This is a genomic window from Micromonospora maris AB-18-032 (assembly GCF_000204155.1).
Taxonomy (GTDB): domain Bacteria; phylum Actinomycetota; class Actinomycetes; order Mycobacteriales; family Micromonosporaceae; genus Micromonospora; species Micromonospora gifhornensis.
In genome coordinates this window covers 4,300,987-4,316,583 of record NC_015434.1, presented here as the reverse complement: position 1 = coordinate 4,316,583, position 15,597 = coordinate 4,300,987, and the positions used below count along the sequence as shown (strand labels likewise).

General features: G+C 72.5%; 15 protein-coding genes. 1 reads left to right on the top strand and 14 read right to left on the bottom strand.

From position 1 onward, the window contains the following. The first annotated feature begins 26 nt into the window (after positions 1-26). Positions 27-2,360 (top strand): beta-xylosidase/alpha-l-arabinosidase, encoded by a 2,334-nt coding sequence (locus VAB18032_RS19120; RefSeq protein WP_043721290.1) that lies wholly within the window; start codon positions 27-29, stop codon positions 2,358-2,360. A 56-nt stretch (positions 2,361-2,416) separates the two neighbouring features. Here VAB18032_RS19120 and yidC read toward each other — a convergent pair whose 3' ends face one another. From yidC to VAB18032_RS19050, 14 genes are all read right to left on the bottom strand, one after another. Further along, on the bottom strand, positions 2,417-3,295 hold the full coding sequence (gene yidC / locus VAB18032_RS19115) for a membrane protein insertase YidC (RefSeq protein ID WP_043721286.1): 879 nt from the start codon (positions 3,293-3,295) through the stop codon (positions 2,417-2,419). Positions 3,296-3,452: 157 nt separating this feature from the next. Continuing rightward, positions 3,453-3,734, bottom strand: a complete 282-nt coding sequence (locus VAB18032_RS19110) for a DUF6412 domain-containing protein (RefSeq protein WP_013734536.1) — start codon at positions 3,732-3,734, stop codon at positions 3,453-3,455. 86 nt (positions 3,735-3,820) lie between these two features. Further along, positions 3,821-4,591, bottom strand: coding sequence for a hypothetical protein (locus tag VAB18032_RS19105; protein ID WP_013734535.1), 771 nt, complete (start codon positions 4,589-4,591; stop codon positions 3,821-3,823). 15 nt (positions 4,592-4,606) lie between these two features. Next, on the bottom strand, positions 4,607-5,062 hold the full coding sequence (locus VAB18032_RS19100) for a hypothetical protein (RefSeq protein WP_013734534.1): 456 nt from the start codon (positions 5,060-5,062) through the stop codon (positions 4,607-4,609). Positions 5,063-5,122: 60 nt separating this feature from the next. Next, the gene (locus tag VAB18032_RS19095; protein WP_013734533.1) at positions 5,123-6,046 is read right to left on the bottom strand and encodes a hypothetical protein; all 924 of its coding nucleotides are present in this window, start codon (positions 6,044-6,046) and stop codon (positions 5,123-5,125) included. After that, positions 6,043-6,687: a phage tail protein gene (locus tag VAB18032_RS19090; protein ID WP_013734532.1), complete on the bottom strand. Its 645-nt coding sequence runs from the start codon at positions 6,685-6,687 to the stop codon at positions 6,043-6,045. Before VAB18032_RS19090 ends, VAB18032_RS19095 begins: the two co-directional genes overlap by 4 nt. Then, positions 6,668-9,265 carry a putative baseplate assembly protein gene (locus VAB18032_RS19085; RefSeq protein ID WP_013734531.1) on the bottom strand — a complete coding sequence of 866 codons (2,598 nt, stop codon included), beginning with the start codon at positions 9,263-9,265 and terminating at the stop codon, positions 6,668-6,670. The genes VAB18032_RS19090 and VAB18032_RS19085 overlap by 20 nt, the downstream gene beginning before the upstream one ends. After that, a complete protein-coding gene (locus VAB18032_RS19080) occupies positions 9,262-9,729 on the bottom strand; it encodes a GPW/gp25 family protein (protein WP_013734530.1) in 468 nt (155 codons plus the stop codon). The genes VAB18032_RS19085 and VAB18032_RS19080 overlap by 4 nt, the downstream gene beginning before the upstream one ends. Beyond that, complete coding sequence (locus VAB18032_RS19075) at positions 9,726-10,064, bottom strand: hypothetical protein (protein ID WP_013734529.1); 339 nt, start codon at positions 10,062-10,064, stop codon at positions 9,726-9,728. Before VAB18032_RS19075 ends, VAB18032_RS19080 begins: the two co-directional genes overlap by 4 nt. After that, positions 10,064-11,659: a phage baseplate assembly protein V gene (locus VAB18032_RS19070; RefSeq protein WP_013734528.1), complete on the bottom strand. Its 1,596-nt coding sequence runs from the start codon at positions 11,657-11,659 to the stop codon at positions 10,064-10,066. The genes VAB18032_RS19075 and VAB18032_RS19070 overlap by 1 nt, the downstream gene beginning before the upstream one ends. Further along, the gene (locus VAB18032_RS19065; RefSeq protein WP_013734527.1) at positions 11,656-12,396 is read right to left on the bottom strand and encodes a CIS tube protein; all 741 of its coding nucleotides are present in this window, start codon (positions 12,394-12,396) and stop codon (positions 11,656-11,658) included. Before VAB18032_RS19065 ends, VAB18032_RS19070 begins: the two co-directional genes overlap by 4 nt. After that, positions 12,396-12,668 carry a hypothetical protein gene (locus tag VAB18032_RS19060; protein ID WP_043721280.1) on the bottom strand — a complete coding sequence of 91 codons (273 nt, stop codon included), beginning with the start codon at positions 12,666-12,668 and terminating at the stop codon, positions 12,396-12,398. Before VAB18032_RS19060 ends, VAB18032_RS19065 begins: the two co-directional genes overlap by 1 nt. Positions 12,669-13,839: 1,171 nt before the next feature. Then, positions 13,840-14,319 carry a phage tail protein gene (locus VAB18032_RS19055; protein WP_013734524.1) on the bottom strand — a complete coding sequence of 160 codons (480 nt, stop codon included), beginning with the start codon at positions 14,317-14,319 and terminating at the stop codon, positions 13,840-13,842. Between the two features lies 1 nt (position 14,320). Continuing rightward, complete coding sequence (locus tag VAB18032_RS19050) at positions 14,321-15,571, bottom strand: phage tail sheath subtilisin-like domain-containing protein (protein WP_013734523.1); 1,251 nt, start codon at positions 15,569-15,571, stop codon at positions 14,321-14,323. Positions 15,572-15,597 lie beyond the last annotated feature (26 nt).

Genomic DNA, 15,597 nt, shown 5'->3' with positions numbered 1-15,597 from the left:
CAAGCTCCAGAAATGGAAGGCACAGCATGACTGAGGTCCGTCAAGTGGTGGGCGCGTCGGCGCCGGCTCAACCAGGTCCGCGCCACGACCGGCCGGACGGGCGGGACGGGCCAGACGGCGAGTCGCGCGTACGTGAGCTGCTCGGTCGGATGACGATCGAGGAGAAGATCGCGCAGCTCGTCGGGTTCTGGGAGAAGGAGGACGGCGAGGCGGTCGCCCCGCTGCAGGGCGAGTTCGGCGACGTCGGCCGGCTGGAAACCTTCTCCCGGCACGGTCTGGGTCACCTCACCCGACCGTACGGCACCCGTCCGGTCGACCCCGCCGCCCGCGCCTCCTGGCTGTGGAAGTTCCAGTCGGAACTGGTCACCGGCACCCGGCTCGGCATCCCGGCGATCGTGCACGAGGAGTGCCTGACCGGGTTGTCGGCCTGGAAGGCGGCCACCTTCCCCACTCCGCTGGCCTGGGGCGCCGCGTTCGACCCGGATCTCGTCACCGAGATGGGTGCGGCGATCGGGGCGGTGATGCGTACCCTCGGCATCCACCAGGGGCTCGCCCCGGTGCTGGACGTCATTCGGGACCCGCGCTGGGGTCGGGTCGACGAGTGCATCGCCGAGGACCCGTACCTGGTCGGCACCCTCGGCACGTCGTACGTGCGCGGCCTGCAGTCCGAGGGCGTGCACGCGACGCTGAAGCACTTCGTCGGCTACTCCGCCTCCCGGGCCGGGCGCAACTTCGCTCCGGTGCACGCCGGTCCCCGCGAGATCGCCGACGTGCTGCTCCCGCCGTTCGAGATGGCGGTCCTCGACGGCAACGTGCGCTCGGTCATGCACTCGTACGCCGAGATCGACGGCGTGCCGGTCGCCGCCGATCCGACCCTGCTGACCGAGTTGCTGCGCGACCGGTGGGGCTTCGACGGCACCGTGGTGGCCGACTACTACGGCGTGGCGTTCCTGAACCTGCTGCACCACGTCGCGGAAGACCACGCCGAGGCGGCCGTGCAGGCGCTCACCGCCGGTGTCGACATCGAACTGCCGACCGGCGACGCCTACCTGACCCTGATCGAGTCGGTGCGTACCGGCCGGATCGACGAGGCCCTGATCGACCGGTCGGTGCTGCGGGTGCTGCGCCAGAAGCTCGAACTGGGTCTGCTCGACGCCACCTTCGACGACGAGCCGGCGCAACAGATCGACCTCGACTCGCCCGAGCACCGGGCGATCGCCCGTCGGCTGGCCGAGAAGTCGATCGTCCTGGTCGCCAACCAGGGGGTGCTGCCGCTGCCGGCGGGGCGTCGGGTGGCGGTCATCGGCCCGAACGCCGACCGCGAGGCGGCGCTGTTCGGGTGCTACTCCTTCCTCAACCACGTGCTCGCCCAGCATCCCGGTGTGGAGACCGGCATCGAGGTGCCCACCGTGCTCGACGCGCTGCGGGTCGAGTTCGGTGCCGAGCAGATCACCTCGGCGGCGGGCTGTGCCGTGGACAGCGAGGACCGGTCCGGCTTCGCCGAGGCCGTCGCCGTGGCGTCCGACGCGGACGTCGCCGTGCTGGTCGTCGGTGACCACGCCGGCCTGTTCGGGCGCGGCACCGTCGGCGAGGGCTGCGACCGGGACGACCTGGAGTTGCCGGGCGTGCAGCGTCAACTCGTCGAGGCCGTGCTGGACACCGGTACCCCGGTCGTCCTGGTGCTGCTCAGCGGGCGGCCGTACGGGGTGGGTTGGGCACTGGACCGCTGCGCGGCAGTGGTGCAGGCGTTCTTCCCGGGCGAGGAGGGCGCCGGGGCGATCGCGGGCGTGCTCTCCGGGCGGGTCAACCCGTCGGGCCGGCTGCCGATCACCCTGCCCAGCTCGGCGGGGGCGCAGCCGTACTCGTACCTGCACCCCACGCTGGGGGAGGGCAACGAGGTGACGAGCCTGTCGGCGGCACCCGTGGCGCCGTTCGGCCACGGCCTGTCGTACACCACCTTCGCGTACGCCGACCTGACCGTGTCCGACACCGTGCCCACCACCGGCACGCTGCACGCCAGCGTCCGGGTCACCAACACCGGCGCGGTCGCCGGTGAGGACGTGGTCCAGCTCTACGGCCACGACCTGGTGGCCTCGGTGACCCGGCCGGTGGCGCAGCTGCTCGGGTACCGCCGGATCCACCTGGAGCCGGGGGAGTCGGTCACGGTCGAGCTGTCCGTGCCCACCACCCGACTGGCCTTCTCCGACCGCACGCTCACCCGGGTGGTGGAACCCGGCGACGTCGACATCTGGGTCGGCACCAGCGCCCACCGCGCCGCCCAGGCCCGTACCGTCCTGGTCGGTGACCTGGCCCCGGTGACCACCTCCTCGGCCCGCTGGACCACCTCGCAGCTGCGCTGACCACCGCCCGGACCCTGGTGCGTTCCCTCCCAGGCCACGCACCAGGGTCCGGCTGGTCAGCGCCGCTTCTTCGGCCTGGCCCCCACCTTCGGTGGTGCTGACGCGACGGCGTCGGTGGCTGCCGTCGGGGCGGCGACGCCGTTGACGGGCGGCGGCGGGTACTTACGGAGCACCCAGGTCTGCTGCCCGAGGGAGAACAGGTTCGTGGTGACCCAGTAGATGATCACGCCGATCGGGAAGATCAGACCGGAGACGAGCAGCGACAGCGGAATGCCGTAGAGCATCAACCGCTGCATCATCTTCTGCTGCGGATCCTCGGCCCAGCCGGTCCGCAGGATCATCTGCCGGCTGCTCAGGTAGGTGGTCGCGATCATGATCACGATCAGGATGGCGGCGACCACCCGGACCGTGACTCCGTCCGCGCCGAGCAGCGCCAGCTCCTGCGTGCCGGAGCGGAAGTTGGCGGCGATGGGAGCGCCGAACAGGGTCGCCGTCGACGCGCTGTCGAACTGGGTGACCGTCCAGCCGTACAGCGTCTTCATGTGCTCCGGCATCGACGGCTTGAGGTGCCGCAGCACGTGGAACAGACCGAGGAAGACGGGAATCTGCACCAGCATGGGCAGGCAGCCCATCAGCGGATTGGCCTGCCCCGCCCGGTACAGCTCGACAAGCTCCTTCTGCAGCGTTTCCCGGTCGTCCTTGTGCTTCTCCTGGAGCGCCTTGATCTGCGGCTGCAACGCCTGCATCGCCCGCTGCGCCTTGATCTGCTTGACGAAGACCGGAAAGAGTACGGCCCGGACGGTGAGCACCAGGAAGACGATGCCGAGCACCCACGACCAGTTGGTGCCGAGCAGCGGTGCGTCGTCGAAGACCAACTGCCAGGCGCCGTGCCAGAACAACAGGATCGCGGAGATGCCCGCGTAGATCACCGCCATCAGCGGGCTGAACAGCGTACTCACCGGCAGCCCCCGGTGTGCTGTGCGTGGCGGGTGGGCGAATTGGACATGGTGCACCTCTCGAAGAACGACCGACGACTGACAACGGGCAGGAACCAGTCAGGTGCGGTCGCCGTCGAGCGGCAGAAGAGAAGGCTCAGGCGACCGCGAGGGTCGCCGTCGGGGCCCTGGGACGGGCACGGCCGGCCGCGTCCGGATCACGGTGCCGGGGTACGCCGGTGCGGCGGGTGCGTTCGCGCATCAACCGGCGGGTGACCCGCAGCTCGGCCGGGGTGACCACCCGGCGGAGCAGGTTCGCCGCGGCGAGCACCACCGTCAGCAGTACGCCGGTTGCCGCGGCGGTGCCGGTGACCAGGCCGGTGGCACCCGCGTCGGCGAGAATGCCGACGAGGTACCAGAGCATGCCGAGCCCGATCACAGGACAACCATAGCCGCCAGGCGCGACAAGCAGGGTCCCCGAGTGCCGGCCGGGTGTCCCCGAGGGCGGGGTCGTTGGGACACGCGCTAGCGGTGCGGATCGGGTTCGGCGCGCAGGGCCGCGGTGGCGCGGATCGCCTTGACGATCGCCGGAATCGCGCCGATCAGCAGCACCAGGGCCCAGATGATCGCGATCACGGCGAAGACGATCGCACCGAGGTCGTCGAGGATGCTCACCAGGATCACCGGCACCAGGCGGTGCAGGAACTCCAGCACCACCGTGCAGAGCAGGCTGGTCCCGATCAGCAGCACCAGGCCCTTGTTCTGGATGAACTTCGGCTGGGCGAGCAGCAGCAGGCCGGCCCAGGCCAGCTTGAGCAGCAGCACCAGGCCGAGCAGGACGGCCGAGTCCCCGACCGGGAAGAAGCCCCACAACGCCAGATAGGCGAGCGTGCCGAACGGCGGGGCCAGGAAGAGCGAAACCATGATCGACAGCTCGACGAAGGCGATCACCAGGGCCAGGATCGCCACGATGATCAGGACGATCGAGAAGATCAGGGTGGCGACTCCCTGAACCCGCCCGTGGATCCGTTCGGGGAGCACCAGCCCCAGGCAGAACAGCCCGGTGGTCCACAGCGCCGCCGCGTCGACGAGCGCCAGGTAGCCGGTGCCCCGCCCGGACGGCTCGCTGACCCCGCTCACGTCGGACACCTCGACACCCAGGTCGGCGGCGCTGCCGGCCAGCGCCGCCCCGGCGTCCGAGCCGCCCAACAGCAGCCCGGCACCGACCTCGACGCCGACCGCCAGCACCAGGGCCAGCATGGCCAGCAGCAGGAACGGCCTGCGTAACGCGCCCATCAGGTCCCCTCGCTCTCACTGCGTGCTGATCGTGACCAGGCAGCCGGTGGGGCAGCGCAGCGTCACCGTGGCCGGACGGTCCACGGCGATCCGGGCCACCGCCTCCGTGCCGTCCTGCTGCGGGGTGACCGTGTCGGTCACGGTGACGTCGGCGTCACCGGGTGCCGGCGCCTCGACGGTGAACCCTCCCGGGCTGCGCAGGATCAGCGTCCGCAGTCGGCCCGGGTCGGCGACCCGCAGCTCACAGTCACCGACCACCGCCAGTCGCCCCGGCGCCTCGACGCATTCCGCCTCGACCGTCGCCGGATCGACCGCGCCCCGCCCACCACCGCCCCGCCCGAGCCACTCCACGAACGAATGCCGCCCCGCCGGGTCCCCCCGCTCACCCCGACCCCCACCCACCGCCACCACGAACAACACCACAAGCAACACGCCCAGCCCCACCACCAGCACCTTCTGTCTCCCACCCATCCCCACCCCTCCTCTCACAAACGTCTTGATCAACCAAGGCCAGCGGGGTAGGGGTGGGGGTTAGAGGTGGGGTGGGGGGAGTTCGGTGAAGCGGAGGGTGTCGATGCCGGCGAAGTAGCTGTCGGTGCTCTGGGTCTTGCCGATCGCGACCAGGGTGATGTCGTGAGGGCCGGCGCTCAGGTGGACGCGGGCCACGTCGAGCCAGTCGGTGATCTGCACCTTCGGGGTGAAGCCGATGAACGGATCACCGACCTGCCGGCCGTCGATCAGGAAGACGGTGTTGGCGTAGTCGGGTGCGGTGGTCAGCACGGCGGAGAACTGCCAGGTCGCCTCGGCGGGAAGTTCCACGCGTACGGTCACCCGGTCGTTGATCGCCCGGCCGAGGAAGAACAACTGGGCGTCCTGCGACCAGGCCACCTGGCAGCAGTTTCCCTGCGCCAGCACGCTCGCGGCAGAGTTCGACGGTGAGCCGACCTGGGCGGTGGGCACCAGGGTCTCCGCCTCGATGGTCACCACCCGTGGCGGCGATGGTGGTGGATCCTCGCCACGGGTCACCAGGAACACCACCGTGGCCGAGACGAGGAGCACCAGCGCCGCCGCGGCGGCGATCCAGGGCCAGGGCGTACGCTTCGGCGGCGCCACCGCCCGCACCTCATAGGTGACCCGGCCGCTGGAGCGGGAGCTCTCCTCCGGCGCGGTGTTCGCCGAGTAGGCGAACCCGGTCATGTCGTACCGTCGGGGCGGGGTTCCGGGTGGCACGGCCAGGCGGACCAGGAACGACACCGAGCCCTGCGGGGGCACCGTCCGCTGCGGTTCGGTGACGGTGAACCAGGCACGCTGCGAGCCCTCGCCGGGTGCCACGTCGAACACCACAGTGTCCGGTGCCAGTCCCGGGTTGGAGACGGTGAAGGTCAACTCGCCGGCGTTGCGGGCGTCCAGGGTGAACTGTTCGGCGGCGGCGACGACTGTCCATTCGGTGGTCATGACGGTTCCTCCGGAGCGGGATCGACAGGGTCAGCGACGGCGGGATGGACGGCGGCCGGTTCAGTGACAGCCGGACCGGACGGGACGCTGGCCCGGCCGACCGCCCGGTCCGCCGGAGCGGGCTCGACGACTGGGGCGGAGTCGACGATCACCTCGGCGGTGACCGCGGCCGGCTTCTCCGCCTCGACGATGCGGCCGATCAGCGCCACCTGGTCGGCGGCGGCCGCCGGCACCCGGACCACCAGGTGGAACGGCCGGTCGGGCGGTTCGTCGAGGACGAAACCGGTGACGCCGGTGGCCAACTCCAGCACGGTACGCAGCCCGTCCGGGGTGCCCCGCCAGGCCGCCAGGTGGGCGCCGTGCGCCACCAGGTCCCGCAGCCGGCTCAACGGCAGCGGCAGCGGCGCGTCCCGCCGGGGCGCGGCGACCAGATGATCCATCGCCACCCACCGCGCCAGGTACGCCACCATCTCCCCGGGCGCCCGGTACGGCGCGAACAGGGCGTCGACCTCGGCCAGCACCGCCTCGTCGGGGGCGTGCAGCCCTTCCATCACCTCCAGCAGCGCCCACAGCACGCTGCCCGGCACGCAGGCCCGCTGGTACGCCGCGGGCAGCAGCCGCTCAATGCCCGCTCGCCGCATCGTGGCGCACCACCTCAATGTCGTGCTCACCCGAGCAGAGCAGCCAGGTGTCCGGAACGGTCACCACGTCGGCGGTGGCCTGGTTCGCGCTTGCCGACCAGTCGACCGCGTCGGTGCTGCGGAACACGCCCCGTTCGCCCCCGACCAGCACCAGCCGCTGTCCACCGGAGGCCGCGGCCACCGCGTCGACAGGCATGAACCGGGTACGGTCACGCAGCGGCAGCCCGCAGTTGACCGACACCGACGCCCACTGCGGTTGCCCGGCCAGGGTGTCCAGCCGCAGCACCCCGCCGCTCTGGGTGGCCGCCAGCGCGACGGTGGCGTTGAAGGCCAGGTCCCGGCAGGTCCCGCCGATCCAGCCCGCCTGCATGGCCTGCCACTTCACGTCCGACTCGAACAGCCGGGCGCGGAAGCAGCCCTGCCCCGACTTCTTCGGGTCCGGCTCGCCGGCGCCGCTCCACAACAGGGTGGCCGGGCCGTCGTACTGCACGGCGAGCACCCGGTTGTCCACGTTGGCCAGACCCACGTGGGCGAAGCTGCCCGGGCGTCCGGCGTTCGCCGACAGGTACACCCCGAAACCGGCCTGTGCCGCCACCGCCACCCCCTGGGCACCGCGTTCGGAGACGAACGCGCGTACCGCGTAGAAGCCCCGGTCGGCGTCGGCCGGGTCGACCAGGATCTGCAACGGCACCGCGCCGGGCAGCAGGGACACCTCGTACAGGCCGGAGTCGGTGGCGACCAGCAGCGCACCCGCGCCGTCCCGGTCGATCCAGGCCAGGTCGCTGATCCGTGCCTCCAGGTCGGCCAGCAGCGACCAGGTTTCCCCCAGATCGGTGCTCAGGTGCACCCGCGAACCACCACCGGCGCGTACGGTGGCCACCGCCACCGAGCCGGGGCGGGACACGATGCCGGGTCGGACCGGGGCAGGAGCGGGCGCCACCCGCTGCACGGTCTCGGCGTCGAAGCGGCCGACCGGTTCCCAGCCGGCACCGGCGTTGGTGGAGCGGAACAGCACCTCGGCGCTGCCCGCGTACCAGGTGTTCGCCTGGTATTCGTCGGCGGCCAACGTACGCACCTGGTTGTCCGGTGCCTCGTCCACCACGAACCGCACCGACTCGACGTAGCGCACCCCCGGCTCGGCATGTTCCAGCAGCCGGTACACGTTCGATGCCCGCAGCGGCTCGCCGAACGCCCAACCGGTCGGGTTGAGCGCGGTCGGCAGCGGGCTCAGCGTCTGGTGCAGCCGGTCGTGGATGCGTCGGCGCACCGCGTCGACGTCCTCCTCCCGGCGGACCACCACCCGGGCCCGGATCGACACCGCCTTGTACCGGGCCCAACTGGCCCGGCAGGTGGTGCCCAACGAGCGGCGTCGACCGAGATCCGCCTCGACCCGCAGGCGGGTCTCCTCCACCTCGTGCTCGCGCAACACCTCCACCGGCAGCCCGCCACCCGGCCGCGCCTGCGTCGGCACGTACGGCACCAGCACCGTCTCCACCTCACCCGGGCGGGCGAAGCTGTAGACGGCGGCGCGGGTGAACGCCCGGGCCCGGGCCACCCCGCTGGCGGCGGTGGCCAGCACCTCGAAGTCACGGGCGGTCACCGCACGCTGCTGCGCGAAGAAGGCGTACGGGCCGCGCAGCAGCACCGACTCCATGCTCTCCATCTCCCGGCCACCGACCGCCGGCAGCGGGTTGACCACCTTCACCCCGGGCAGCGGGTCGCGCAGGCTGGTCAGCGTGCCCGCCGCCACGTTGCCGGTCGGTCCGCCACCGGCGCGATACCACAGCCGCACCTGCCGTCCGGCCGGTGGCACCGCCGCGACCGGGCCGTCGCCGAAGCGCAGCGACCCCGCGTCGGTGGTCCGCAGGTCCAGCGCCGGGGCGAAGGTGACGCTTCCCGAGCACCTGTCGATCAGGTACGCCTTGTCCTGCGGGCCGAGGCCGGCGAAGCTGTCCACCGGCCGCCAGATCTCGAAGGTGCGGCCCTCGTGTTCCCGGGCCGCCGCGCCCAGCTCCACCGACCCCGCCGGCACCTCGACACCGAGCAGCAGATCCAACACCTCGGCGGTACGCGCCAGCGGCGCCCGGGCCGCGTGCAGCACCTGCCCCGGCGCTCCGGTGCCGACCCCCAGCAGTTCCGCCTCGACCAACTCGCAGTGGTGCATCCGGACGGTCACCTCGCGCTGCCCGGCGGCCAGCGACGCCGGTTCACAGGTGACGAAGACGACCGGCCTCGGGTCCGCGCCCCGGGCGGCGGCCACCCGGGTACCGGCCGGGATCCGCAGCGGCGCGTCGTCCGACCCGGTCCGGGTGAACACCACGTCCGCCCAGGCGGCGCTCGGCGCGTGTCGGCTCACCCCGAGCAGGTTCAGGAAGGCGACGTACGCCTTCTCCGGCAACTGGTTCAGCCGGTAGATCATCACCTCGGTGAGGTGTGCGAACGCCTCCAGCAGGGCGATGCCGGGGTCGTGCGCGGACAGGTCGGTCCAGCCCGGACAGGACTGCTGGATCCGCTCGCGGGCCTCGGTGACCAGGTCGAGGAAGCTGCGGTCGTCCAGGTGCGGCACGGGTAGGGTCATCGCGCCTCCTCAGCGTCGGTGCCGGGCCCGGCCGGTGGCCCGGCGGCCGGTTCGTCGTCGGCGGGCAGCAGGTCGACGGAGAAGACCAGCTGGCCCGGCGTGAGGCTGGCCCGGATCCGGTAGTCCAGCCGGATCACCAGCCGCCACGCGTCGTCCGGGTCCGGACCGGCGTCGACGTCGAGCACGTCGATGCGCGGCTCCCAGCGGGCGATGGCCGCCCGTACGTAGTGGATGGCCAGGCCGGCGGTGGTGTCGTCGTTCGGCGCGAAGACCAGCCGGTGCAGCCGGGAGCCGTAGCCGGGCCGCATCAGCCGCTCACCCGGGGTGGTGGACAGCAGCAGGAACAGCGCCTGGCGTACGGTCTCGTCGCCGTCGGTCATGGCCAGCCCGCCGGCGGCGGTCAGCCCGAGCCCGCCGCTGCGACCCGGGTCGAAGCCGGCACCGACGAACCTGATCGCCCTCATCGGTCGGCCGCCACGAACCGCTGCCGGGGATCGCGTACCCGGTAGGTGAACTGGCCGGGCGGGCTGCCGTTGGTGAATCCCTCGAGGTGCGACAGCACGACCGGTCGACCGTCGACGCGTACCCACCTGCTGTAGCCGACCCGCACCGCTTCGGTCGTCGTGCAGGGTTTCACAGTGGTGCCGTAGTTGGGGCAGGCGACGATCGTGCGGCCCTTCGGGTCGTCGGCCACAAGCGTCGGGACACCGGCGATCGTCACCCACTGCTGCGAGGCCTGGTTGCGGACCCGGCCGTCGTGGTCGCACCTGATCACCGAGTCGCGGTGGATCCAGCGCATCAGCCGCCTCCTTCGTGGTGGGCGCGGGCGAGGGTGCGGGCCTGCTCGGCGGCGGTGTCCGGGTCCTCGACCGTCTCGGCGTGCAGGAAGTCGACGCTGCGGGCCCGCACCACCATGGCCCGGCCCGGGGCGGAGAGCACCAGGTCGGTGGCGGCGTGCAGGGTGGCCAGGTCGGGGGTCAACTCCAGCCAACTGCCGGCGTCGGTGCTCAACCGCAGACTGCGGGCCACGTCGTCGATGACGACCTGCTGCCCGCCGGCGGTCCGCAGCGACCAGCGCCGGGCCCGACCGTCGTCGATCCCTGCGTCGTACGGTTCGACCGCGCCGAACAGCGACCCGAGGACGATGCCGGAGGCGGGTTCACCACCGGGCAGCGCCACCAGCACGCTGTCGTGGGGATCGGGCAGCGCCACCAGTCCCTTGCCCCGGCCTGCCCCCGGGCAGAGCACCCCGAGCCAGCCGGCGTCCGCACCGCCGTAGGCGGGCAGCTCCACCCGGACCCGGCCCAGCCCGTCGGGATCCGCCACGTCGGTGACCGTGCCCAGGGTGACCACCGCCGGCGCAGGTGGCCCGGCCGGCGGGGCCGGCGGTGGGACGGTGGAGAAGCGGGTCAGGTGTCCGTCGGCGTCGAGGGTGTGCACCACCTCGGTGAGGACGTAGGTGCCCGCCACCGCCTCGGCGACCCCGGTCAGGCGTACCCGGCGGCCGGGCCGCAGCGCCGCATCGCCTTCGGCCGTACCCTCGGCGGTGACCAGGGCGGCGGCCCGGACGTCCAGGCGGGCCTGGGCGAGCGCGGCGATCTCGTCGTCGCTGCGGCCCGGCTGGTCCAGCGCGGTGCGGGCACCGTCCGCGCCGACATCGGCCGGGTCCGGTTCGACAGGCGTACGACGTCCGCAGCGGGGTGTGCCGGCGCTCTGCGCGATCGGTTCGGCGCGCTGCGGGTGCCAGCCCAACGCCGTGCTCTCGCCCGCGGCGGTGTCGGCGTTGACCGACAGCCGCAGACCGTGCACGTGGTGGCCGAGTTCGAGGGGGATCGGGTCGCCGTCACCCTGCAAGGTCACCAGCCGCAGCACGTCGTCCTGCACGGTCAGGTGCAACCCGGCCCGGCCGGCCACCGCCAGCAGCAGGTCGAGATCGCTGGCCCGGTGGTGCGCCAGCCGCTCCAACCGTGGCCCGTCGCACTGTGCGTCGACGCGTAGCCCCAGGTCGGCGCAGAGGTCACCGGCCAGTTCGGCGACGGTGACCGACTCGAAGACCCGCAACCGTTGCCGTTTGCGCAGCCGGTGCAGCGGATCGTACGCGCGGACCCGGAGCGTGGCGGCGCCGTCGGCGGCGTACTCGACCTCGACGGCGGTGACCTCACCCCGGAACAGCGTCTCCGGTTGACCGTCGAGCCGCACCTCCAGGCTCACGCCGAGCCGCACCGGGGTGCTCAGGGCCGCCGTACCGGGCCCGGCGGCCAGCACCGCCTCGCACTGGGTGGGACGGTTCAGCCGGGCGGCCACCCGGACCGTACGCAGCTGACCGGTCAGCGCCTCGGCCAGCGCGACGCCGTCGAGCAGCACGATCAGCGCCCGAGGCCCGACGCCGGTCACCGCCCGCCCCCGGCAGAGCTGGTCTCGGGCAGCGGTGGCACGGCCAGGGCGGTACCGGCGGGCACCGCGAGCGGGTCGGTGATCCGGTTGTGTTCGGCAAGCAACCGCCAGCGCAGCGGCGAACCCAGCGCGTCGTGGGCGAGCAGGTCGAAGCGTACGCCGGAGGAGTCGACGGCACCGCTGCCGTCGCCGGCGGCGACCACGGCCGTGCCCGGCGCGACGGCCGGGGTCTGCGCGGCGGCGAGTTCCTCGGCGAAGCCCTCCCGGGCCCGGTCGGCGTCCTCGGTGACCCGGACCAGCTTGAGCCGCAACCAGGACCGGCGCGGTGACCCGGTGGCGGTGAACGCGTCGAACCGTTCCGCGACGGCGACGATCACCCCCGGCACGTTCCAGGTCTTGCCCCACACCAGCCGGACCAGCGGCGGCCGCACCCAGCCGTGCTCCATCGCCGAGTTCTCCGCGAGCAGCCACAACGGCCGGGTCAGTTCCCGGACGTCGGCGGGACGCACCTGACCCTCGGCAAAATCGGTGTCGAACAGCAGATCAAGAACGAGTTCGGTACGCCCACCACCGGTGAAGACCAACGGATCGTCGGCCCGCCCGGCCCCGGTGAGCTGGGTGCCCGCGCTGCCCCGATGACGCACCCCGGCGAGCCGGGTCACCTCGACACTCTCCGGGTTGAGCAGACAGTCGATCCGCTCACCCGTGGCGTCGATGAGGAAGGCCACCCGTTCCATCAGTCACCCGCCTGTTCCCGGTCGAGCCGACGCCGGTGCGCGCCGTCGTCACCCGAGGCGTCGGGCACCGACCAGAGGGGAGCATCGTCAGGCAGCCTCGGCCACGGCCCGTCGACCCGCCACCGCCGGTCCGACCGCCCCGACGGGTCGAGGTCCGGCCACCGCCCCGCACCACCACCGGCCCACTCGCCACCGGTGAACTGCTTGCCGTCGCTTGTCTGGTCGACACCGGCCGGTATTCCACCGCCGGGCCACAACCCGTCCCCGGCCACGGCTCGACCGCCGGGCCGGTACCGGACCGTAGGACTGCCGGTGCGCTCGTATCCGTTGGTCGGCCGGCTGATCAACTCGTGCCCGCCGATGACTCGGCTGCTGGGCGCGGGACCGTCGGTGGGTGGTCCTGGGTATCCGTGCCCGTCGGTAGGTCGCCGTGGGTGTCCGGACACGGGTGCGCGGTCGGCCTCGTATTCAGCCGTGGGGCGGGTGGATCCGTACCCGGTCGGGGGTCCACTGGCTGCCGGGTGCGTGTCGTCGGCGGTGTGACCGGCATCGACCGCCCGGAGCCAGCGATCGTCCCGGGCCGGGCCGCCGCCCCGGGCCGGGCCGCCGCCCCACCTATCAGGTCCACCTTGCCCCGGCACCGGAACAGCGTCTGGCTGCCCGGCGTCACGTAACTGAGCCCGGTTCGACGACAGCCGCCCCGCCGGCCTCACCCGTCGACCCGAGGCGGGCAGCCGTGATGTCGAGCGTGACCCGCCGGCAACCGGCCCGCCGAGCCGCCGAGGTGCGGCCGTGTCCTCATCGTCCTCGTCGGCAGGGCGCGGCCCGTCGGCCGCTGCGCTGCTGGCAGCGCCGTACGCCGAAACCGCCGCACCGTCTCGTGGCGCCGTCGTATCGATGCCGTCCGGCACCACCTGCCCGGCCCCGCCCGGCCCCACGACGGCCTGCGGCGACTCGCCCGGTCTCACGGCAGTCTGCGCCAACTCGTGCGGCGACGCAGCGCCCCGAGGAACCTCACCCACCTCCCTTTGCTCTGCTTCACTCCACGCAACGCCCGGCGTCCGGTATTCGGACAGTGGCCGTTGCGTCGGTTGAAGCAGAGCAAAGGGGTCGGTGGGGGTATGGCCGGGCGCCGCGGGCAGGCCTTCGTCCGCAGTGGTCGGGGCGTGGAGTGAGACGGCAGCGTCGCTGTGGTCCGCGCCGTGGTCCGGCCCGCCGTGGTCAGGCGCTGCGGTGGCCGGCGGCGGGCCGTCGAGCGGGAGGTCGTGCAGCAGGCCGGGGGCGTGTGCCTCGACCACTCGCAGCCAGTGCTCCGGTGGTTGGCCCGGACGTCGGGGGAGAGCGGTGGCGTCGGCTGTTGAGCCGGTGACCGGGGAGGTTGCCGGAGGGTCGGCGACGCGGTCCACGGCCTGTGCCGCGGACCGGAGCAGGTCGGCCAGTCGGCTAAGCGGTCGTCGGCGCGGCACCGCCGGCCTCCAGTTCCAGGCTCTCGTAGCGCAGGGTCAGCGCTGCGATGGCGATCTCCTGGCTGAGAGTGTTGAGGTGCGCGCCGCGCCAGTTCGTCGGCCATGCGTTGATCAGGTTCCAGCGCAGCACCTCCGCGGTGCCGGCGGCGTCGAGCAGCACCACCGAGACGTTGCGGCGGTTCACCGTGCCGCGGGCGACCGCGTGCACCCAGTCCCACAACTCCCGCGACGAGGTGAGGCCGAAGTGCAGGGTGACCGGGCCGTACTCGACCTGGCCGGGGATCATCCGGATCCGGTCGTTGCCCTGCTCCCGGTACGCCACCGCCGGGATGTTCACCTCCAGGCCGCTGACCTCGGTGAAGTGACCGTTGGTGACGCCGTTGACCAGCAGCTTGAAGTTGTACGCGCGGTACGGGTCGACCGGGGCGCCCGGCTGTGGTGTGGCCGTGGTCGGCATGTCAGCCTCCAATCGTCTCGGTCTCGGTGCCGCCGGCCCACTGGCTCAGCTTGAACACCACGAATTCGGCCGGCTTCACCACGGCGATGCCGATGTGGGCGACCACCATGCCGGCGTCGCGGACGTCGGCCGGGTTGGTCTCCTCGTCGCACTTGACGAAGAACGCCTCCTCGGGCGTACGGCCCAGCAGTGCGCCGTCGCGCCACACCCGGGTCAGGAAGGCGCCGATGTCGCGGCGGATCGAGCGCCACAGGGTGAAGTCGTTCGGCTCGAACACCATCCAGCGGGTGCCGTTGGCGATGGCCTGTTCGATGGAGATGGAGAGCCGGCGTACGTTCAGGTAGCGCCACTCGCTGGCCTCGGCCGCGAGGGTACGCGCGCCCCAGACTCGGATGCCCTCGCCGGGGAAGTAGCGGATGACGTTCACACCCTTGGGGTTGAGCACGTCGTGCTCGGCCCGGGTGACCAGGTGGCCCAGGTCGACCGCGCCGCGTACCGGCTCGTTGGCCGGTGCCTTGTGCACGCCGCGCAGGGCGTCGGTGCGGGCCCAGATGCCGGCCACGTGCCCGCTCGGCGGGGTGAGCACCAGGTCACCGGAGAGCGGATCGCGCACCCGCAGCCAGGGGTAGTAGAGGGCACCGTAGTCCGACTGCCGGGGCCGGTACGACACCGGGCCGCCACCACCCGATCCGCCCCCTGACCCACCGGAGCCGGGGGTGTCCGGGTCGGCGGTGTCGGCGGGCTTGGCCGGGCGGGTCGAGCCGGGCGTGGCGACCCGGGTCAGGGTGGAGATGTCGTCGATGTCCGGTGGCGGGTCGCAGATGGCGACCATGGAACGGGTGCGTTCGGCCAGGCTCAGCAGCGCCTCGTGGGAGACCGGATCGTGGAAGCCCGGCGTGGCCACGATGGAGATCTCGTCGACCGCCTCCAGCAGGTCGAGGCCGGCGCGTTTGCGGCCGGTGCCGGTGACCGAGCCGCCCTCCCCGACGTTGACCACCCAGCAGCGGGTGCCGCCGTTGTCCAGGAAACCGAAGACGGCCCGGGCCAACGGGGTGCTCTCGAAGTCGTCGCCGTCGGCGTACAGGCGCAGGAAGTCGGTCCAGTTGTTCACGGCGAGGGCCTCGCCGAGGTGCGCGGTGCGGTCGGGCGCGACACCGACGAAGGCGGCGGTGCTGGTACCGGCCGGTCCGATCGGTCGGGCGGCACCGGGCACCTCCTCGACGTAGATGCCGGGTGAGAAGTAGGTGGGCATCGGTCCTCCCGGAATCGGGTCGGTGG

What these genes read in the sequence shown, in the direction of transcription:
- VAB18032_RS19090 (WP_013734532.1), bottom strand. Translation starts at nt 6,687, where the DNA reads ATGCGGCGAGCGGGCATTGAGCGGCTGCTGCCCGCGGCGTACCAGCGG.
- VAB18032_RS19085 (WP_013734531.1), bottom strand. Translation starts at nt 9,265, where the DNA reads ATGACCCTACCCGTGCCGCACCTGGACGACCGCAGCTTCCTCGACCTG.
- yidC (WP_043721286.1), bottom strand. Translation starts at nt 3,295, where the DNA reads ATGGCGGTGATCTACGCGGGCATCTCCGCGATCCTGTTGTTCTGGCAC.
- VAB18032_RS19075 (WP_013734529.1), bottom strand. Translation starts at nt 10,064, where the DNA reads ATGCGCTGGATCCACCGCGACTCGGTGATCAGGTGCGACCACGACGGC.
- VAB18032_RS19080 (WP_013734530.1), bottom strand. Translation starts at nt 9,729, where the DNA reads ATGAGGGCGATCAGGTTCGTCGGTGCCGGCTTCGACCCGGGTCGCAGC.
- VAB18032_RS19050 (WP_013734523.1), bottom strand. Translation starts at nt 15,571, where the DNA reads ATGCCCACCTACTTCTCACCCGGCATCTACGTCGAGGAGGTGCCCGGT.
- VAB18032_RS19105 (WP_013734535.1), bottom strand. Translation starts at nt 4,591, where the DNA reads ATGGGCGCGTTACGCAGGCCGTTCCTGCTGCTGGCCATGCTGGCCCTG.
- VAB18032_RS19100 (WP_013734534.1), bottom strand. Translation starts at nt 5,062, where the DNA reads ATGGGTGGGAGACAGAAGGTGCTGGTGGTGGGGCTGGGCGTGTTGCTT.
- VAB18032_RS19095 (WP_013734533.1), bottom strand. Translation starts at nt 6,046, where the DNA reads ATGACCACCGAATGGACAGTCGTCGCCGCCGCCGAACAGTTCACCCTG.
- VAB18032_RS19120 (WP_043721290.1), top strand. Translation starts at nt 27, where the DNA reads ATGACTGAGGTCCGTCAAGTGGTGGGCGCGTCGGCGCCGGCTCAACCA.
- VAB18032_RS19065 (WP_013734527.1), bottom strand. Translation starts at nt 12,396, where the DNA reads ATGGAACGGGTGGCCTTCCTCATCGACGCCACGGGTGAGCGGATCGAC.
- VAB18032_RS19055 (WP_013734524.1), bottom strand. Translation starts at nt 14,319, where the DNA reads ATGCCGACCACGGCCACACCACAGCCGGGCGCCCCGGTCGACCCGTAC.